Source organism: Cohnella herbarum, from assembly GCF_012849095.1.
GTDB classification, from domain to species: Bacteria; Bacillota; Bacilli; order Paenibacillales; family Paenibacillaceae; genus Cohnella; species Cohnella herbarum.
Genome location: NZ_CP051680.1, coordinates 3090829 through 3109486 on the forward strand (window position 1 = coordinate 3090829; position 18658 = coordinate 3109486).

Sequence of the window (18658 nt, forward strand, 5' to 3'; positions counted from 1 at the left end):
CGATCGAAAAAAAGTTATTTTTCAATTTTATAACCTACTCCCCATACCGTCTTGATATAGCGAGGATCGCGAGGATTATTTTCGATTTTCTCGCGAATATTGCGGATGTGAACCATGACCGTATTGTCCGAATACCCCGCCGTCTCCCTCCACACCTTCTCGTAAATTTTATCCGCATGAAAGACCTGTCCTTTATGGCTAGCCAAAAGTTCGAGAATCGCGAATTCCAGCGGAGTTAAGGCAATCTCTTTCCCCTTTACGGTAACCTGGTGCTGAGCGACGTCGATCTTCAAGTCGTTAATATGCAAAACGTTATTATTCTCTACTTTGACCGTCAGGTTTTGCCTGCGAAGCTGCGCCTTAACCCTTGCCATTAATTCCAAAGGACTAAAGGGCTTGGCAACGTAATCGTCCGCTCCCGTCGAAAGTCCCGTAATTTTATCGATATCTTCCTGTTTCGCGGACAGCATGATAATGGGGATGTTGGACGTTTCCCTGATTTTGAGGCAGGCTTTAATTCCGTCGAGATTAGGCATCATGACGTCCAGAATGATCAGTTGCACCGGCTCCGTGGCTAAAATCTCCAATGCGCGAAACCCGTTATCCGCCTCTAGGACATGAAATCCTTCGTTACGCAAATAGACGTGAACGACATCGCGGATTTCGGGATCGTCATCGACGACCAGAATCGTATTTTTATGCATTTGCATCCTCACACACACCTTAACAGCGGAATGTCTTCTAGTCCTATTCTAAACCCTGATCCGCTTTTCGTTCCACGATAAATTCGACATCATTATGGGAATCCGTCGCTTTCCGGCAAACATAGACGAAGGCGGACGGAAAATTCAACGGCACGAACTTTATTTTCTCGATTTCGAACAGTTTGGACATCTGCTTTCTCATTTGAAGGGAATATTGAAAAGCTACGAATAATCCGTCCGGCTTTAGCGCTCCTATAATTTGCTCCATAAGCTTATCGCGTAAATGCTGAGGAAAATTATAAAAAGGAAGGCCGCTAACGATGCAATCGAGTTGACTTTCCCCTTCCTGTTCGAGAATTCGAAGCATATTGGTCACGTTTGCGGCGCAAGTGTAATCGGGATACTCCGACTTAAGCTGTTTTCGCATTTTCGAATCCTTCTCGAATAAATACACCCGCGTATCCGGACCCGCTCTTCTAGAGATCGCGCGCGTGATCGCTCCGGTACCTGCTCCCAATTCCGCTACGGCCTTAACGTTATGCCAGGGAATCGAACCTACCATGCTTTCGGCCAAAAACCTCGAACTCGGAACGACGCTGCCGATCTGGTTGGGCTTTTTCATGAATTTATTGAAAAAAACGCGGGCCTCCTTACTCATAATTCGCATACCGGGTCCTCCCCGCTTTTTCCGCCATCGTTCGTTTCCGGAATATCGAGATTAGGTATCCCGCCAACCAGAATACGAATTTAGCCAGAAGTATTCCCGCGAAGACGTCGGCGATCACATGCTGCTTAATGAAGAGAGTGGAAGCGATAATACTACATGCAAAAATGAAGATAGGTACTCTCATCCTCCATCCGAGCGCCCGGGAACCCAATATCATCAGCATACTGGTCATGACGTGGATGCTAGGGAAGCAATTGTAAGGCTCATCGCCTTCATATACGAACATGACCAGGTTGTTAAAAAAGCCCGTTGAATCCACTTCAGGCCGGGGAACGGTCGTTTGGAACATCAAATAGATCACGTTGGACAGAAGCAAACCCGTGCAGAACGCCAACAAGGTTCGGTAGTATTCCCGTTTATCCTTACGCACGATAAGGACGAATACAAGCAATAGAAAAGGATACCAAAGCAGGTAGGGAACCGAAAACGCCGGAATAAAAGGCGTGTTCCGATCCACTTCGGTAACTAAAGATTGAACGTGATCCCCTCCGTGGTTTTGCAGGAAGTACAGGATATTGATTATCGGTATTGCTAACAAGCCTAATAACGGCAAGTAGGTTCCGGCGCGGCTGCTCTTGATATTGCCCGCTATCGAAACATTCGTTTTCATGTTTCCCACTCCTCATCCAAAAGTCGATAAGGTTATATTAGAGGAGAGAAATAAGGAACGACTCGAGAAATTTCTGAAGATTTTATAAAGTTACGATTTTAACCGACTCGGTATTCTCGGGATAAAATCTAAACCAACGCCGGTTGGAATTAAACCTTTGGCAAAACGCCGATCTCGATGATACGAGTAAAACGGGGGTTAATTTCTCGCGATTCCGATCAATATGCCTTAAGCCGTCAGGATGCATAAACCGCAGCAATAATCTGAGATAGAGCGTCGTTATTACTTCGAACCGCTTCGAAGGCAAACGGTGCTGCTCGAACCCCAAACCGTGCGTAAGCCCTCTGTGAAGCAGGGTCACTCCGACCAAAGCTTTCACTTGAGCCATCTCCATTCGCGTATCCAGCGCTTCGCCGATTTCCTTCATGGATGCGCGCACTTCGCGAGCCGTCTGAAGAGCGGCTCTATCCACCCCGAATTTGCGAGTTAATTCATTTATCCTCCTGTTGTTCAGATGGAGCTCTCCAATTCGATCCCCGTCGTCTATCCAAGTCCCGTCTTCGCAGCGAATGCTCTCCCCGGAGTATTTCTTGACCATCACCTTGCATATCCCGAATTTTAGCGTGTGCTCGCTTCTTAATCCCATGATCAAGTCCATTCCTTTTTCCCAAGTCAGCCATATCATCTGTTTAACCGTATTCTTGTTAAGGTGCTCGTTTGCGCAATTAGGGAGGGGGACCGAATTTCGTCCTTTTTCCATTTTTCATTTCTCCTTTATAAGGAATTGAATGTCCGTTTAGTACCTGATTCCATTGTATCGGGCTGGAGTACCTCGCACCCACCGTTCCACGTCGGAATCGTATCCCTTCTTATGTCCAATTCTAAATAGACTAAAGTCTTGGTTAGAGTCCGCGAGGTACAAAAAAACCGCCAAGGAACTATCGCTCCTTAACGGTTCTATGAACTCTTCTATGAACTCTTCCGACTACTCCGTGTTTAACGTCTCAAGAATGCGCTGCGCGAGCGCGTCTCCGATCGATACGGCTTTGAAATCGGAAACCTGCGCTTCCTTGATCGCCTTCAACGAGCCGAAATGGCTTAATAGCTGCTTGCGGCGTTTCTCTCCGATCCCAGGTATCGCGTCGAGCCGGGAAGCGATCATCGACTTGGCGCGCTTCTCGCGGTGAAACGTAATCGCGAAGCGGTGAACCTCGTCTTGGATACGCTGCAGCAAGTAGAACTCCTGGCTGTCGCGCGGCAACGGAACGACTTCCGGCGGATCGCCGACGAGCAGTTGCGCCGTCTTATGCTTCGCGTCTTTCGCTAAGCCGCATACCGGAACGTCCATGCCTAACTCGTTCACCAGCACGTCGAGTACGGAAGCGATATGCCCTTTACCGCCATCCACGACGATCAGATCGGGTAGCGGAAGCCCTTCCTTAAGCACGCGCTCGTATCTCCGGCGAACGACTTCCCTCATCGATTCGTAATCGTCCGGCCCTTGCACGGTTTTGACGTTATATTTGCGATATTCTTTCTTGTCCGGTTTGCCGTTCGTAAATACGATCATCGCCGACACGGGGTTCGTCCCCTGAATATTCGAATTATCGAACGCCTCGATGCGGTTGGCGCTCGGAATGCCGATCCAGTTGGCCAAGCCTTCTACCGCTTTCACGCTGCGCGATTCATCCCGCTCGATCAGACGGAATTTTTCTTCCAATGCTACGCGCGAATTGTCGCAAGCCATCGCGACGAGTTGGCGTTTCGAGCCTCTCCGGGGAACCGCCACCTTAATCTTCAGCCAGCGGCGCAACGCCTCCCCGACTTCGGCCGCTTCTCCCTCTTCGGCTGCATCCGCGACATCGTCGCCGTAAGCTTCCTTGGCTTCCGCCACGATCAAGTTTTTAGCTGCAGGCGCGACATCGTTCTCGACGGGCTGCTCATCTCCCGGGGGGACCGGTAGCAGCATCTCCCTCGGCAAAGCGGGATTGTCGCTATAATACTGGGTCACGTAGCTAAGGAAGTCATCATAAGCGTCTCCATAGAACGGGAATACAGACATGTGGCGCTGATTCATTTTCCCTTGTCTCATATAGAGAATCTGTACGCACATCCAGCCTTTGTCGACCGAATAACCGAATACGTCCCGGTCCATCGCGTCCGCCATATTGATGGTCTGCTTTTCCATAAGCGCTTCGATTGCGACGATCTGGTCCCGATACTCCCGCGCGCGTTCGAATTCCAATTGTTCGGCGGCCTGCTCCATCTTGCGCTTCAGATCTCTCTTGATCTCCGCATGCCCGCCGTTCAGAAACCGCGAAATCTCGCCGATCATCTCGTCGTAAACGGCTTGTTCCACAGGATATTCGCACGGAGCGACGCATTGCCCCATGTGATAATACAGGCATACTTTTTCCGGCAATGTATTGCATTTGCGCAACGGGTACAACCTATCCAGAAGCTTCTTCGTCTCCTGCGCCGCGTAAGCGTTCGGATAAGGCCCGAAGTATTTTCCTTTGTCTTTCACGACCCGTCGGGTTACTTCCAGCTTAGGGTGCGTTTCATGGGTAATTTTCAAATAAGGGAAAGATTTATCGTCCTTAAGAAGCACGTTATAACGCGGAAAATGTTCCTTGATCAAGTTGCACTCCAAAATCAACGATTCCGTATTGCTAGCGGTGACGATATATTCGAAGTCCCGGATTTCCGAAACCAGCTTCTGCGTTTTGCCGTCGTGACTTCCCGTGAAGTAGGAGCGCACGCGGTTTTTCAATACTTTCGCTTTGCCTACGTAGATGATTTTGCCTTCATCGTTTTTCATTAAATAACAGCCAGGCTGATCGGGAAGCAACGCCAGCTTGTGGCGTATGTTTTCCATCGCCTTATCGCGATTAGCGGATGGACTCAAGATGTCCACGATCGGCACCTCCTCTATACGACATGAATGGAATGATTGGCATGAATGGGGCAGAACACCCGTTCCTCCCATTGTAGCACAGCCGAGCCCTTTATCGCTGTATCCAATTCGGGGTTGTCGCAAACTTGTCACGATAAAGAAGCAGGAATACTTTACAACAAAAAGCGTTGTTGGGTATACTGTAGTTATAGATATTGTCAGGAGGCTTCCCATGGAAAACGCTAGAGATCCCCGCCTTCACATCAATGAAGAGCCGCGCGACGATTTAATGGATACGGCACTCGGCTTCGGAGCCATGTTCGGCTTCATGTTCGTCGTATTCACCGTTGCGGTCGTCGTTAAATTTTTGATTTCTTAATACGTGCGATGAAACGTAAAAGCCGTCAGGGGCAAATGCTCCCTGACGGCTTTTATCTTTATGCTTCGTTCTTCTCCTGTTTAATGATCCTTATGGAATCATCGTATCTTTTTCGTTCCTTGCGTTCGATCTGAACGATTCTTCCGTCATGTACGACGATATTCACCTCGCCGTACTCCAAACCGTTTACCTGCTCGGCAATTCTCCCAAGCCAACGATCGTCCACTTCTACCGGTTTCGCCATTGCGTTTCCCTCCCGATTAAGTTCAGTGAATCAAGCATAAACGGCTTCCGCCGTCCTTTGGGATGGCGGGGAACGTTTATGTCGGAGACATTTCAGAAATAGTAGAGTGAATTTATTACTTTCTGAAATGTTGAAATAGAATCAATGCTCTTCGCTCATGCGGCTCTCCAAGATGGATTTAACGACTAACGTAATGATTGCCAATAACATCAATAACGAAGCAACGGCGAAAGCTGCGCTGAATTGGTACTCGTTATAGACGATCTCGATGTGCAGCGGTAAGGTGTTCGTCTCTCCCCTGATGTGACCGGAGACGACGGATACCGCCCCGAACTCGCCCATGGCTCTAGCATTACAAAGTATCATGCCGTACAACAAGCCCCATTTGATATTCGGCAGCGTAACTTTGAAGAATACCCGCCACCCTCGCGCTCCCAAGCTGACGGCCGCTTCCTCGTCTTGAACGCCTTGCGCTTCCATGAGGGGAATGAGCTCTCTGGCGACGAACGGGAAAGTGACGAACATCGTAGCCAGAACAATACCCGGCGTCGCAAAAATGATATTGATGTCGTGCTTATCCAGCCATGGCCCCAGAAACCCTTGAGCTCCGAACAACAGTACGTAGATCAAACCGCTGACGACCGGCGATACGGCGAACGGAAGGTCGATTAACGTGACGAGCAGATTTTTGCCGCGAAATTTGAATTTCGTGATGGCCCAAGCCGCCGCGACGCCGAAAATCGTATTGAGCGGTACGGCAACCGCCGCCGTGATCAAAGTCAACTTGAGCGCCGACATCGCATCCGGATCGGATAGCGCGGACAAGTAGGCTTCCCACCCTTTCCGGAACGATTCGGCGATTACGGATACCATCGGAAGAATGACGATTAATCCAAGAAATAACAGCGCGATTCCGATTAGCGTATACCGAACGGCTTTGGATTCCGTCAGGTGTGGTCGGGTCGGTAGGCTTTTCCCTTTACGGGGATTCGTGACGATGCCTGCCATATCGATTAACCTCCCTTAACGGTGCGCAGGCGGCGATTGCTCCACCTTTGCAAAATGTTGATAAGGAACAATAGAAAGAAGGAAATTAGGAGCAACACGACCGCTACCGCCGCCGCTTGGGCATATTCGTATTGCTCGAGTTTCGTGATGATAAGTAGTGGAGCGATTTCGGTTTTCATCGGCATGTTACCGGATATAAACACGACCGAGCCGTATTCTCCGATGCCTCGGGCGAACGCCAACGCGAAGCCCGTCAGTAACGGAGGAATCAAATCCGGCAAAATGATCTTGAAAAACGTTCGCGCCCGGTACGATCCGAGCAGAACCGCCGCCTCTTCCATATCCGACTCCATATCCTGCAGGATCGGTTGTACCGTTCGGACGACGAACGGGATTCCGATAAAGATGAGCGCGAGCGTGATCCCGATCGGCGTGTAAGCCACCTTAATGCCTAGCGGCTCCAGGAGGGAACCGACCCAACCTTTCGGAGCGTAGATCGTCGTTAACGCGATACCCGCTACGGCCGTCGGCAATGCGAACGGCAGATCGATCAACCCGTCGACGATTTTTTTGCCGGGAAACTTATACCGCACTAGCACCCATGCTAGCAACAACCCGAACACCAGATTCACGAACGCGGCGAAGAAGGCAGTCAGCAAACTTAATCTGTATGAGGCCACGACCCGGGGACCGGATACGGTATCCCACCACTGGGAGGGAGAAAGTTCCGCCGACTTAATCGCGAGTGCCGCCAACGGAATCAATACGATCAGGCTCAAGTAAAGAACCGAAAATCCTAACGTGAGGGATAATCCCGGCAATACCCGGTCTTTCTTGCGAAGTAATGTCATGTGCCCGCCTTAACTCCTCTTCCCGGCCCTTGGTTAGGATCCCGGCGTATAAATTTGATCGAACGTTCCGCCATCGGAGAAATGTTTGTTCTGCGCTTCTTTCCAACCGCCGAAATCCTGATCGATCGTCAACAAATTCAGTTGCCCGAACTGATCTTTATATTTGTCCGCAACCGATTGGAGTCTAGGACGGTAGAAGTTTTTCGCCGCGATTTCCTGTCCTTGCTCGGTGTACAGATATTTCAAATATTCTTCGGCCGCCGCGCGGGTACCCTTTTTATCCACGTTTTTGTCGACGATGGCAACCGGCGGCTCGGCCAGAATGCTGATCGAAGGCGTTACGATCTCGTAATCATCGCCGAATTCTTTCAAAGCCAGATACGCTTCGTTCTCCCATGCAAGCAATACGTCTCCGATTCCCTTTTCCACGAACGTCGTCGTCGATCCGCGGGCTCCCGTATCGAGAACGGGTACGTTCTTGAACAGCTTCTTGAGGAAATCCAACGTTTGCGTTTCATCGTAACCAAGCGTCTTCGTCGCGTAACCCCACGCCGCAAGGTAGTTCCAACGTGCTCCACCGGACGTCTTAGGATTCGGGGTAATGACTTGGATACCGTCCTTGATCAGGTCGCCCCAATCTTTGATGCCTTTCGGATTCCCTTTGCGGACGAGGAAAACGATAGTCGACGTATAAGGAGTACTGTTCTGCTCGAAAGATTGTTGCCAATCCGTTTTTAGCGCGCCCGTTTCCGCTATGGCATCGATATCGTATCCAAGCGCCAAAGTGACGACGTCCGCTTGCAACCCGTCGATAACCGCGCGGGCTTGCTTGCCTGAACCGCCGTGCGATTGCTTGATCGTAATTTTCCCGCCCGTTTTTTGTTTCCAATACTCCGCGAAGCTTTTATTGAATTCCTCGTACAGCTCCCTAGTCGGGTCGTAGGAGACGTTAAGCAACTCGATGTCTTTCGGAGTTTCCCCCGATCCGCTCGCTGCCGCGCTCGGACTAGATTCGGAACCGCTTGCGGTTGCAGAGGATTCATTATTTTTATTAGATCCGCATGCCGACAATACCGTAATGATTAATACCGCTATTAAGACCAGCTTGAGGTTTTTAAATGTTTTCATTTTCATGCACCCCTATTATTCGATTAATGAATGGATACAGCGATTTGCGCAAGCACCGGATGGCCATTCCGGTAGCCAGTCATACAAGCTTACAATTCCTACCCGTTTTATAATTCCTACCTGTTTAGTTGGTAATGGAGCAATGATAACAGGTGATCTTGCTAGCTGTCAATAACTGCTATAAAAAAAATTGATAAATCCTTTATTATGATTCAGATATTAAGGCTACTCCCGACATAGACGGATTATCCGCTTATCTTCCTGTTAATGAGCCCACCCGCGACCGAGTTAGACTGATTTTCCCGCCTATTTTCCTGTTAGACAGCCGACTCGTGATTGAGTTAGACAGATTTTCCGCCTATTTCCCTGCTAGTGAGCCCACCCGCGACAGAGTTAGACGGATTTTCCGTCTATTTTTCTGCTTGCAAGCCTACCTACGCCCAAGTTAGACGGAATTTCCGCCTATTTCCCTTTTAGTGAGTCCTCCTGCGGATTTTCCGCCTATCTTCCTTCCAATTACTGAGCCCTTACAAGCCGCTGGCAGCAAGCTAACCGTGGAAATTAGTCTATGGTCCTGTCGCATAAAAAAACAACCCTCGAATTCGAGAGTTGTTGCCTGAATTAGTCCCGTATTGAAGGGATCACGATCCCCGATGATTCCTGCCTCTAACATGGATCACGTCGACGAAAGGACGCACGCGATCCATCAGCCGCTGACCTTTGTGCATTTCTTCGCCTTCCTTGTGCGTGAAGCTGAAATGCCTCTCCAAGTCGTCAAGGTCGTGGTTCGACGTGTAGAAGGTCGGCTTGCGATTCATCCGATGATTCAGTATCGCTCCGAGCACGTGATCTCTGACCCACGGGGTCAAATTCTCGGCGCCGATATCGTCGAAGACGAGAAGGTCGGCGTCCTTCATAAGCGTAATCGTTTCTTTGAGCTTTTGCGGCTCGAACATGAGCGCTTTGGCATCCTCAACGAACTCCGGCATGTACACGATTACGCCCGAGAAGCCTTCCTTCGCTAGCCTCTGAAGCAAGTAACCTGCCAAGTAGGTTTTGCCCGTGCCGAAGTCTCCGTTTAAGTATAACCCTTGCTTCTGTAAGCCTTGATTAATCGTCGTGCTGACGTAATTCTGCAATTTATTAACGGCAAGAATCCGATTGGCGTCGAGCTTTATCATTTCCGCTTCGTCGTAATGTTCTCCCAATACGGTTTCATCGACGTAGAAGCTCGTAATCCTGCGACGAATCTGCTCCTGCTGCTCGTTGGCCGTCCATTTGGAGCAAGCGGTTTTGTAATCGTTGATTTGCCAACGTCCGTTGATTTCAACGCAATTGATTCCAGTAGAATGGCCTTGCATATCGTTCGGGCACTTGGCAAGTCCCGGACATTCCTTGCAAGCCCGATATTCGGTAGTCATCTGATATAACCGGTTTAAGTTAGAGCGCAGCACCGTTTCGTCCAGTTCGGGATAACGGGAACGCAGCTTTAGTACGAGCGGGTCGTTGAGTACCTGATTCGCGATTTGTTCCGCGTTGCCACGCTGCAAGCTTGGCATGCGGCGGAGCGCCTCTCCCAAAGATTCCATTTCCCGTTCCCCCTTTTTGTTTAGTCATTCAGACAAACATGCCGCCGTGGCACCATTCTTTTCTGAAGTACCTCCGTCATAAACGTTCCTTCGCCGTCTAAACCGACGATAGCCGTTTAGGCTTGGTCGTTCGGCTCATCCGCATCATCGGCGAATTAGCTTTTCCCCTTGAGCTCCCTAGCAAGCTCAAGCATTTTCTCTAACTCTTCCGGCGTGACCTGTTGAGTCGGTCCGGTATCCTTAACGACCGACATGGCGGGTTTTCTCCGCGTATTCCGTCCTTGCGAGCCGAATGAATTCCCGCCCGCGCGCGCAGGCTCTTCGCCCCGACGCTTTCGTTCCAACGCAGCATTCAGTTTTTCTTGCTCGCGTATGTATTGAACCGCCCTATCCAACGTGTCGATCCCCTTGGCCAACATGTTGGATGCTATGGAATCGACGAAAGATTTCGTTAAGCGCTGGGCATGCCCCATAGAAAAGACGTAATGAATAAGAACGTTAATGACAGGCTCGGGCAGCTTGTAATTGATATCTATCCGCTCGAAAATCCCGACGAAAGCATCCGGAACGGCCCCCGGAAAATAGCGTTCGAGCATCCTCGTGTAGGGTTCCCGCAGAAGCATCTCGTTATAGCGTTCGACGGAGACGTCCGTCTGAAACCGTTTCGGGATTTCCAGCTGCAATTCGGAGCTTACCTGCCCCGTTTCGCCAGCGTCGGAAGGCTTGCGTTCCTCCCCGCGGGACAAGTAACGTTCGCGCTCTTCGTCTCGCTTCCGATCTTGGCGATACATCAGATTCGCCCGGTTCTGAAGCTCGTCCCAATTTAACGTCCCGTCGGGATGAAAGATCCCGTCCTCATCGAGAAGGCGGCAAATTTCGGGAACTTCCAAATTAAATTTATAGGCCAGATAGTTCAGTTGGGCCATCGATTCAGGCGCTCGGTTAAGTCGCTCCACATAGCCGCGATTAGCGGAGCCTCGCGGAAACCTCAGCATCATCTCGCTATGTCGTATCCGTTCCTGTTGCTTAGTGGCAGGCGTTCGTTCTCGCGCGCTCGCGCTCTCCGCCCAACCGATCTCAAGCTCCGGATCCGTGGCGCCCGAACTGATGCGGAACATTTCGTAGAAGGGCACGGTCGCCTCTTCGCGGTTAACGAACCGGGCTAATTCCGGCGGTTGCTCGATCGCGAGCTCTTCGCGAAGCTCTAAGAGGGCGCTCTTGCCAATTTTATCTCTTAGCAGAAGCGTTAGATGATAGTTGGAGAAAAATTCGGCCGAGCTTAACGGCTTCAGAAGCACGTACTCGTACAGCGATTCTTCCGTTAATGGATTATGATTGCGGTATACCTGTAGCAGTCCGACGGCTTCCAGCCGGGAAGCCGCATCGATCGCCGTTTGGCGACCGGCCGCGTTAAGTTCCAATCCGAGCCCTAGGAACAATCCGCGCTGCGGTTCGGGCGAGGAATACCCCGTGCAATCTTCCGCAAACCGATGATAGAGCAAATGATAAAAAGCGGCCGAAATCGCCCCCACCATCGGTTGATAGAGGGAGACAAACAATTTACGATCCAATCCGCTGAGAGCAAAATCACGACTGGTAAAATAACGATGATTCTCCGTAAACTCCATAATATTCGACACGCGCATAGCGGGACCGACAACTCTTTTCACAAATGAATGATTGTTCTATTGTAGCATAAAACAACCCTCCCGGAGAGATGTAAAATAAGTCTTCTCCTTGCGGTGGACCGAACGAAATCGCCCATAGCCCGCGTGATCCGACTAGACGGAGTCCATCCTCCGAGCTTGAAACACCCATAATCGGTAGCCGACGTAATTGACGACGAGCGAACACGCGACCGATACGATCTTCGCCAGCGCGGACTCGGCACCCCACTGCTCCAAACCGAGCAACAGCGCCGTAGCCGCGGCGAAGGAAAGGATGTTGATCACGATAAATCGAACCAGCTCCGCCATATTCCGCTTGCTTTTCACTTGAAACGTCCAATATCGGTTCAACAAATAGCTATTCGCCACGCCCGCTAGATAAGATACCGTCTGCGCCGCGATCGATCCTATTCCAAACCCGTATACGAATGCACAAAAAACGGCGAAATCCACCCCCGTGTTCAAACCGCCCACGAGCGCGTATTTCGCCAACTTCATGCGTTCAGATAATCGGAGCATTCGACTCCTCCTTATCTTATTAGAACATTTTGTACCCGCCGCGCCGTAGCGCCCTGATCGCCCAGCCGCTTAAATAAGCGCCGACCGCTCCAGCCACGATCAATATCATATCCGATACGAGCAGCGATTGTATATTGTCCGTGACGGTCAGGTCATCCTGCCATAATTGCCAGATGCCCAGAGGCGTTATGATGATCAGGAACAACCATAGCGGAAACCAGGTTGTTTTGATAAGCATGTTCAATATGAAACCGATACCGAAAAAGAGTACCAGGCATAGTAACGAGCCGACGATTCCGAATAATATCCCGCCGAGTATTCCACCGGTCATTGTGCGTCCCTCCAAAATAGTGTACTTATCCAGTTTACAAGTTGGTTCCGCGCCAGTCAACGAGCAGGGTGTGAATGGGATGTGAACAATAAGCGGAAGTGATCTATTTTACGGAACATAGCGAAGTCTACGGTTTGCCCCCTCCCTTCCGATTGGGCTACAATGGGAGAAAACAGGTTGGACAAGGAGAGATTATAGATGAGTGAAGCAGCTCAAACGTTGGATGGCTGGTATGTATTGCACGACTTGCGCAGTATCGATTGGCAAGCTTGGAATGCCGCTACTCCGGCAGAGAAGGATACCGCATTAAACGAGCTTTCGAATTTGGTGGCCGATTGGGAAGCCGTCGAAGCGCGGAAAGAAGGAAGCTTGGCACTCTATTCTATCGTAGGGCAGAAAGCAGACCTCATCTTCATGCATCTTCGGGAAACGCTGGAAGAGCTGAATGCGATCGAGAACTCGTTCAACCGTTCAAGCTTTGCCCGATTTACCCGCAAGGAGTATTCATACGTTAGCGTAGTGGAGCTTAGCAACTATATGGCCGCACCCGGCGTCGATCCGTTGCAGGTTCCCGAGATTGTCGCCCGTCTCAAACCGATCCTGCCTAAGAGCAAGCACATCTGTTTCTATCCGATGAACAAGAAACGCGACTTGCAAGATAACTGGTACATGCTCCCGATGGAAGATCGTAAAACGCTGATGAGAAGCCACGGCATGATCGGTCGCGGGTATGCCGGAAAAGTGAAGCAGATCATTTCCGGTTCGGTCGGGTTCGACGATTGGGAATGGGGCGTGACGTTGTTCGCCGACGATGCTTTGCAATTCAAGAAACTCGTTTACGAAATGCGCTTCGATGAAGTGAGCGCCCGTTACGGCGAGTTCGGCGCGTTCTACGTCGGCAATCTTCTGACCGGCGAATCGCTGACTCGGCTGCTGCAACAATAAATTCCGAATAAAAGACCGTGTTTGCTCCGAATACGAGAGCTTCCACGGTCTTTTTTGCGATCATAACTTCTCTCATGACCGATATATTATGCCCGGCTCGCGCCTAATCTTGATCCTTCAGCAATCTTTCCCCCGCGATTCCCGGAGACGTCATCTGCACCGGATCCAGAATTTCGTTCATTTCATCCCGAGTCAGCAAGTTCCTTTCCAGAATGAGCTCCTTAATCGTCATTCCGGTCGCCGTCGCTTCCTTCACCAGTTGCGCCGCGACATCGTAACCGAGATGAGGATTCAATGCCGTCACGATTCCGAAGCTTTGATCGACGTAAGCTTGGCATCTGGCCCTATTCGCTTCCATGCCTTCCAGCGCGAACCGGTTAAAGACGTCTAGCGCCCTTTGCATCACCTGAAGCGATTGCAGCAGGTTAAAGGCGATAACCGGCCCCATGACGTTGAGCTCGAATTGGCCGGCTTCGGAAGCCATGCAGATCGTAAGATCGTTGCCCATGACCTGGAAGGCCACTTGGTTAACGACCTCAGCCATGACAGGGTTGACTTTACCCGGCATGATCGAAGATCCGGGCTGCCTGGCGGGTAAAGAAATTTCGTTCAGTCCGACATGAGGACCGGAAGCCATCAAACGGATATCGTTGCAAATTTTAGACAAATTAACCGCGCACACTTTAAGCGCCGCGGAAAGCTCGGTATACGCGTCCGTGTTCTGGGTCGCATCGACTAAATCGGCTGCTGAATGTATCGGGAGATCCAAATCTGTCGCTAAATGTTTAACGACGAGTTCAATGTATTCAAGTGACGCGTTCAGCCCCGTCCCGACCGCCGTCGCTCCCATATTAACGGAGAGCAAACCCTCCGCGGCTCTATGAATCCGGCCGATGTCCCGATCCAATACTTTAGCGTACGCGCCGAACTCTTGTCCCATCCGGATCGGAACCGCATCCTGAAGATGGGTTCTCCCCATCTTAATGACGTCATCGAATTCGGTTCTTTTACGCTCGAAACCTTGGCGTACTTCCCTCATCGTCGCGAGCAGTTGGTCGGTCAGAACGTGCGCCGCGATTCTTAACGCGGTCGGAATCGCATCGTTGGTCGATTGCGACATGTTCACGTGATTGTTCGGGCTGCAATGGAAGTAATCTCCCTTTCGATGCCCCATGATCTCCAATGCCCGATTGGCGAGAACCTCGTTCATATTCATATTGATGGACGTCCCGGCTCCGCCCTGAATGGAATCGACGATAAATTGGTCAGCCCATTGTCCTTGCGCCACCTCGTCGGAGGCTTGCACGATAGCTTGTCCGATAGAATGAGGAAGCCGCTTCAACTCCATGTTCGCCAGTGCGGCGGATTTCTTCACTCGAGCCAGCGCGATAACGAGCTCGGGGTGCACGGCTACGCCGGTAATCGGAAAATTCTCGACGGCTCTTAGCGTCTGAATGCCGTAATAAACCGAATTCGGCACCTCTTTGCTTCCAATGGAATCCTTCTCGACTCTGGATGACAACGTTATCTCTCCTCTTCGAAATGCGGTTTGTATCTCTATTCTACACCGAATGCAGTGCCATAACACGTCGAAAAACCCCTTAACGAGCTTATGCTGCTCGTTAAGGGGCTGGATTGAATCATGAGAGCTTCGTAATCCGAAATTGTAGACTTAATCTTCGTTATCCAATTCGCGCATCTGAGCTTCCCATTCCGCGAGTCGTTTTTCTTCCAAATACTCCTGGGTCATCCGATCCCGCGCCCGGCCTTTCTCCTTCAACCGTTCAATACCGGGTTGAATGAGAAGATCCACTTCCGCTTGGACCGTCGCGACAAGATCGTATCGGTTCTGCGATTCCAGGAATGAGCCCACTTCCATCAGCGCATTGTAACGGTCCAGTTCATTTCGTGTTAACAGGCCCCGCACTTGCACGCTGCAGTGTCTCATTAGAAGAATTTACCTTTGCGCAGCACTAACGGAATTCCGCCGATGATGAACAGGTAACGAATGTCGATCGCTTTTTTCAACCATGCAGCTACGCGGCCTTTATACTTCTTGCCGAAAGCTACGCCGATCGCTTCGCCTTTACCAAGCGAGGCAACCGTACCTTTGTTAGAGAACGCGTAAGTTTTCAACGGTTGGTTACGGATAGACGCAACCAGGTTATGCGCGCAATTAACGCCTTGTTGCATAGCCATTTGCGCGGTTGGCGGATAAGGACGTCCCTCCGGATTAAATACGAGGGAGTTATCGCCCAGGATATAGACGTTCTCGTGGCCAGGAGCGCGCAAGAATTCGTCTACTTTCACGCGGCCTCTCATCGTTTCGAAGCCCGCTTCTTCGATGAGGCGGTTACCGCGTACGCCACCGGTCCAGATTACCGTTTGCGATCTGATTTCTTCTCCTTCGCCGACGATTACGCCGTCCGGAGTACATTCTTTGATCGCCGTTCCGATGCGGAACGTAACGCCTTTTTTCTGCAACACTTGCATAGCGTACTCGACCAACTCCGGATCGAAACCGGGAAGAGCCGTAGGAGCCGCTTCGATGTTGATGATCTTAACGAGCGATGGATCCACGTCGAATTGTTTGCACAGTTCAGGTACGCGATCGGCAAGCTCGCCGATAAACTCGATACCTGTAAACCCGGCTCCGCCGATGACGAAAGTCAGGTAATCCGTACGGTGCGGTTCGCGTTTGAAACGAGCGAATTGGTATTCGATATGCTCGCGAATCAAACGAACGGAGTTAATGCTCCGGATGTTCATCGCGTAATCGCCCAATCCCGGAATTCCGAACGTTTCGGATTCGCCGCCGAGACCGATGATCAAATAATCGTAAGAGAGCGTTCCGTCTTCGAGAATGACTTTGCGGTCTTGCGGACGAATTTGCACGACCGTCGATTTCACGAAGTCGATTTTGAATTCGTCGATCAATTTGGAGATGTTCACTCTCGCATTTTCCGGATTGTCCGTCCCTGCTGCCGGCATATGCAAGTGAGTCGTGATGTAATGGTAATCATGTTTGTTGACCAATGTTACATCGGCTTCATTATAATTTAACTCCTTCTGCAGTCGAAGCGAGGTGAGTACGCCGCCGTAGCCTGCTCCCAGGATAACAATTTTCGGTATACTGCTCATTGATGATCCCATCCAATCCTTGTGTGTGTTTAGTTTGTGAAAAATTACACAATGTTCTTCGTTAAGTCACTTTAACGGAGATTTACAAAGTAATCATATAAGCTTTTCCAACAATTTTCAAGGTTCATTTTCACGAATTAATTTGGACATCTCTACAAATGACTTTCCATGGTTCGAACACAAGTTTATAATGAAAACGAAGATTCGGCATCAATAACGGAGGTGTCACCCCATTGAACCAAAGTATCGAACCTGCCGTAGACGTTGCCATTATCGGCGGAGGCCCCGCCGGGATGTTCGCGGCCTTCTATGGCGGAATGCGGCAAATGTCCGTAAGTCTTATCGAAAGCATGCCACAACTCGGCGGTCAACTCGCAGCCCTCTACCCCGAGAAATATATTTATGACGTCGCGGGGTTTCCGAAAATAACGGCTCAAGAGTTGGTCAATAACTTGAAAAGCCAAATGGAGCATTTTCAATCCCGACTGTATTTGGAAGAAAAAGTCGTTCGAGTCGCCAAGCTCGAGGAACGCCTATTTGAAATTGTTACCGATAAACGCGTCCATCATGCACGCGCCGTTATTATAACGGCTGGAGTCGGGGCATTCGAGCCTCGTCGGTTGGAATTACCGGAAGCGGCACAATACGAGAAATCCAATTTGCACTATTTCGTTAGCGATCTGGAACGTTACCGCGATCAGAAAGTTCTCATCAGCGGCGGCGGAGATTCCGCGCTCGATTGGGCATTAATGCTCGAACCGATAGCCGAAGAAGTCATCTTGGTTCATCGCAGGGATAAATTCCGCGCTCACGAGCATAGCGTCGAATTATTAATGAAGTCTAAAGTAAAAGTCATTACTCCGACCGAGATCACCGCGCTTCACGGAGAAGAATCGATTCAAAGGGTAACGCTAACCGACGTGAAATCCGGTGCCGTTACCGAGCATCCGGTCGACGCCGTCATTATCAACTTCGGTTTCGTTAGCTCGCTTGGCCCGATCGCCGAATGGGGGCTTAGCATCGAAGGCGGATCGATTATCGTCGATTCCAGGATGGAGACGAATATCCCGGGCATTTTCGCCGCGGGAGATATTACGACCTATCCCGGTAAACTTAAACTCATTGCCGTCGGATTCGGGGAGGCGCCAACTGCGATCAACAACGCTAAAGTATACGTAGATCCGAATGCGAAGCTGTCTCCCGGACATAGCAGTAATATGAAATTATAAACGACAAAAGGGCATCCTACCTGAGGTAAACCGGAGTAATTCCGGCTCCTAAGGAGGATGCCCTTATGATTTGTCCAGTCTGCAATGCCTTAAACCCCCTAGAGGTTTCTTGTCCGAATTGCGGTTCCGCAGCCGAAGACGAAGGTCGTTGGAACGATTGGAGCGGTCCGTATTCCCCCTATGAACCCTTCCTCCCCATATCGAACGCCGCAACAACCGCAATCTCCGACCAGACAGCCTGTCAGCATTCCGTTCGCTGCAGCGCGTGCCATTTCTCTTTTACAGTAGAAATAACCGCTTGGCATATCTAGAAACCCCGTTCTTCCGGAACGAACAGTTTTCTCCGTTTAATCTCGGACCTAAGCATCCGTACAAACTCTCTTTCTAATTGCAAACGAATCGCGCTTTGATAGGCATCCAATAGCAGGTCATCGGACAGTAAAGGCAACATCGCGCACACCCTTTCCTTCTTTATTGGGAGCTTTGTGAAGGCATCATAGCATGTCCCCAACTTCACGGACAAGCTTGCCGGTTATCCACAGAAGGGTGTGCGCAATATGTGTGCAATTTGTTGAAAAATGCCTGTAGACCTTTGTCAGCTTTGTGCGGTTTGTGGATGAAGTTATACACAGTTTACAAGAAAGCTTCCCTTCAAATCGAGGATAAATAACTTTCATGACCGCAAATTAT

General features: G+C 50.3%; 20 protein-coding genes. 3 read left to right on the forward strand and 17 right to left on the reverse strand.

Going from position 1 to position 18658, the window contains the following annotated elements; all coding sequences use genetic code 11:
- Positions 1-14: 14 nt before the first annotated feature.
- From HH215_RS13655 to uvrC, 5 genes are all read right to left on the reverse strand, one after another.
- Positions 15-704: a response regulator gene (locus tag HH215_RS13655; protein WP_169284377.1), complete on the reverse strand. Its 690-nt coding sequence runs from the start codon at positions 702-704 to the stop codon at positions 15-17.
- A gap of 43 nt (positions 705-747) precedes the next feature.
- Positions 748-1362: a class I SAM-dependent methyltransferase gene (locus tag HH215_RS13660; protein ID WP_169284378.1), complete on the reverse strand. Its 615-nt coding sequence runs from the start codon at positions 1360-1362 to the stop codon at positions 748-750.
- On the reverse strand, positions 1355-2041 hold the full coding sequence (locus HH215_RS13665) for a phosphatase PAP2 family protein (RefSeq protein ID WP_169280418.1): 687 nt from the start codon (positions 2039-2041) through the stop codon (positions 1355-1357). Before HH215_RS13665 ends, HH215_RS13660 begins: the two co-directional genes overlap by 8 nt.
- Positions 2042-2123: 82 nt before the next feature.
- Positions 2124-2801 (reverse strand): YkoP family protein, encoded by a 678-nt coding sequence (locus tag HH215_RS13670; RefSeq protein WP_169280419.1) that lies wholly within the window; start codon positions 2799-2801, stop codon positions 2124-2126.
- A 225-nt stretch (positions 2802-3026) separates the two neighbouring features.
- Entirely contained in the window at positions 3027-4919 is a 1893-nt protein-coding gene (uvrC, locus tag HH215_RS13675) for an excinuclease ABC subunit UvrC (RefSeq protein WP_217362318.1), read from the reverse strand.
- 250 nt (positions 4920-5169) lie between these two features.
- Here uvrC and HH215_RS13680 point away from each other — a divergent pair, with 250 nt between their 5' ends.
- Positions 5170-5316 (forward strand): YqzM family protein, encoded by a 147-nt coding sequence (locus tag HH215_RS13680; protein ID WP_169280421.1) that lies wholly within the window; start codon positions 5170-5172, stop codon positions 5314-5316.
- Between the two features lie 58 nt (positions 5317-5374).
- On the opposite strand, the gene HH215_RS13685 is transcribed toward HH215_RS13680, so the two are convergent.
- The 8 genes from HH215_RS13685 to HH215_RS13720 form a co-directional block, all read right to left on the reverse strand.
- Entirely contained in the window at positions 5375-5560 is a 186-nt protein-coding gene (locus HH215_RS13685) for a YezD family protein (protein ID WP_169280422.1), read from the reverse strand.
- Positions 5561-5701: 141 nt separating this feature from the next.
- Positions 5702-6568 carry a sulfate ABC transporter permease subunit CysW gene (cysW, locus tag HH215_RS13690; protein ID WP_169280423.1) on the reverse strand — a complete coding sequence of 289 codons (867 nt, stop codon included), beginning with the start codon at positions 6566-6568 and terminating at the stop codon, positions 5702-5704.
- A gap of 5 nt (positions 6569-6573) precedes the next feature.
- On the reverse strand, positions 6574-7419 hold the full coding sequence (gene cysT, locus HH215_RS13695; protein ID WP_169280424.1) for a sulfate ABC transporter permease subunit CysT: 846 nt from the start codon (positions 7417-7419) through the stop codon (positions 6574-6576).
- A gap of 33 nt (positions 7420-7452) precedes the next feature.
- The gene (locus tag HH215_RS13700; RefSeq protein ID WP_375140499.1) at positions 7453-8547 is read right to left on the reverse strand and encodes a sulfate ABC transporter substrate-binding protein; all 1095 of its coding nucleotides are present in this window, start codon (positions 8545-8547) and stop codon (positions 7453-7455) included.
- A gap of 641 nt (positions 8548-9188) precedes the next feature.
- On the reverse strand, positions 9189-10136 hold the full coding sequence (locus HH215_RS13705) for an ATP-binding protein (RefSeq protein WP_169280426.1): 948 nt from the start codon (positions 10134-10136) through the stop codon (positions 9189-9191).
- Between the two features lie 155 nt (positions 10137-10291).
- Complete coding sequence (locus HH215_RS13710) at positions 10292-11782, reverse strand: DnaD domain protein (protein WP_169280427.1); 1491 nt, start codon at positions 11780-11782, stop codon at positions 10292-10294.
- A gap of 135 nt (positions 11783-11917) precedes the next feature.
- Positions 11918-12322, reverse strand: a complete 405-nt coding sequence (locus HH215_RS13715) for a GtrA family protein (protein ID WP_169280428.1) — start codon at positions 12320-12322, stop codon at positions 11918-11920.
- A gap of 19 nt (positions 12323-12341) precedes the next feature.
- Positions 12342-12653: a YuiB family protein gene (locus HH215_RS13720; protein WP_169280429.1), complete on the reverse strand. Its 312-nt coding sequence runs from the start codon at positions 12651-12653 to the stop codon at positions 12342-12344.
- 198 nt (positions 12654-12851) lie between these two features.
- Here HH215_RS13720 and hemQ point away from each other — a divergent pair, with 198 nt between their 5' ends.
- Positions 12852-13598 (forward strand): hydrogen peroxide-dependent heme synthase, encoded by a 747-nt coding sequence (gene hemQ / locus HH215_RS13725; protein ID WP_169280430.1) that lies wholly within the window; start codon positions 12852-12854, stop codon positions 13596-13598.
- 103 nt (positions 13599-13701) lie between these two features.
- Here the strand turns inward: hemQ and aspA are convergent, their stop codons facing one another.
- From aspA to HH215_RS13740, 3 genes are all read right to left on the reverse strand, one after another.
- A complete protein-coding gene (gene aspA / locus HH215_RS13730; RefSeq protein WP_169280431.1) occupies positions 13702-15120 on the reverse strand; it encodes an aspartate ammonia-lyase in 1419 nt (472 codons plus the stop codon).
- 150 nt (positions 15121-15270) lie between these two features.
- Positions 15271-15546 carry a hypothetical protein gene (locus HH215_RS13735; RefSeq protein WP_169280432.1) on the reverse strand — a complete coding sequence of 92 codons (276 nt, stop codon included), beginning with the start codon at positions 15544-15546 and terminating at the stop codon, positions 15271-15273.
- On the reverse strand, positions 15546-16739 hold the full coding sequence (locus tag HH215_RS13740; protein WP_169280433.1) for an NAD(P)/FAD-dependent oxidoreductase: 1194 nt from the start codon (positions 16737-16739) through the stop codon (positions 15546-15548). The genes HH215_RS13735 and HH215_RS13740 overlap by 1 nt, the downstream gene beginning before the upstream one ends.
- A 233-nt stretch (positions 16740-16972) precedes the next feature.
- Here HH215_RS13740 and HH215_RS13745 point away from each other — a divergent pair, with 233 nt between their 5' ends.
- Positions 16973-17968: an NAD(P)/FAD-dependent oxidoreductase gene (locus HH215_RS13745; protein ID WP_256376723.1), complete on the forward strand. Its 996-nt coding sequence runs from the start codon at positions 16973-16975 to the stop codon at positions 17966-17968.
- A 307-nt stretch (positions 17969-18275) separates the two neighbouring features.
- Here HH215_RS13745 and sda read toward each other — a convergent pair whose 3' ends face one another.
- Positions 18276-18419: a sporulation histidine kinase inhibitor Sda gene (gene sda, locus HH215_RS13750; protein ID WP_310735596.1), complete on the reverse strand. Its 144-nt coding sequence runs from the start codon at positions 18417-18419 to the stop codon at positions 18276-18278.
- Positions 18420-18658 lie beyond the last annotated feature (239 nt).

Coding starts and splice junctions, on each gene's coding strand:
- HH215_RS13660 (WP_169284378.1), bottom strand. CDS start 1,362: ATGAGTAAGGAGGCCCGCGTTTTTTTCAATAAATTCATGAAAAAGCCC.
- uvrC (WP_217362318.1), bottom strand. CDS start 4,919: ATGGAAAACATACGCCACAAGCTGGCGTTGCTTCCCGATCAGCCTGGC.
- HH215_RS13720 (WP_169280429.1), bottom strand. CDS start 12,653: ATGACCGGTGGAATACTCGGCGGGATATTATTCGGAATCGTCGGCTCG.
- HH215_RS13740 (WP_169280433.1), bottom strand. CDS start 16,739: ATGAGCAGTATACCGAAAATTGTTATCCTGGGAGCAGGCTACGGCGGC.
- HH215_RS13710 (WP_169280427.1), bottom strand. CDS start 11,782: ATGCGCGTGTCGAATATTATGGAGTTTACGGAGAATCATCGTTATTTT.
- HH215_RS13735 (WP_169280432.1), bottom strand. CDS start 15,546: ATGAGACACTGCAGCGTGCAAGTGCGGGGCCTGTTAACACGAAATGAA.
- HH215_RS13655 (WP_169284377.1), bottom strand. CDS start 704: ATGCATAAAAATACGATTCTGGTCGTCGATGACGATCCCGAAATCCGC.
- HH215_RS13680 (WP_169280421.1), top strand. CDS start 5,170: ATGGAAAACGCTAGAGATCCCCGCCTTCACATCAATGAAGAGCCGCGC.
- hemQ (WP_169280430.1), top strand. CDS start 12,852: ATGAGTGAAGCAGCTCAAACGTTGGATGGCTGGTATGTATTGCACGAC.
- cysT (WP_169280424.1), bottom strand. CDS start 7,419: ATGACATTACTTCGCAAGAAAGACCGGGTATTGCCGGGATTATCCCTC.
- cysW (WP_169280423.1), bottom strand. CDS start 6,568: ATGGCAGGCATCGTCACGAATCCCCGTAAAGGGAAAAGCCTACCGACC.
- HH215_RS13705 (WP_169280426.1), bottom strand. CDS start 10,136: ATGGAATCTTTGGGAGAGGCGCTCCGCCGCATGCCAAGCTTGCAGCGT.
- HH215_RS13685 (WP_169280422.1), bottom strand. CDS start 5,560: ATGGCGAAACCGGTAGAAGTGGACGATCGTTGGCTTGGGAGAATTGCC.
- HH215_RS13700 (WP_375140499.1), bottom strand. CDS start 8,547: ATGAAAACATTTAAAAACCTCAAGCTGGTCTTAATAGCGGTATTAATC.
- HH215_RS13670 (WP_169280419.1), bottom strand. CDS start 2,801: ATGGAAAAAGGACGAAATTCGGTCCCCCTCCCTAATTGCGCAAACGAG.
- HH215_RS13715 (WP_169280428.1), bottom strand. CDS start 12,322: ATGCTCCGATTATCTGAACGCATGAAGTTGGCGAAATACGCGCTCGTG.
- sda (WP_310735596.1), bottom strand. CDS start 18,419: ATGTTGCCTTTACTGTCCGATGACCTGCTATTGGATGCCTATCAAAGC.
- HH215_RS13665 (WP_169280418.1), bottom strand. CDS start 2,041: ATGAAAACGAATGTTTCGATAGCGGGCAATATCAAGAGCAGCCGCGCC.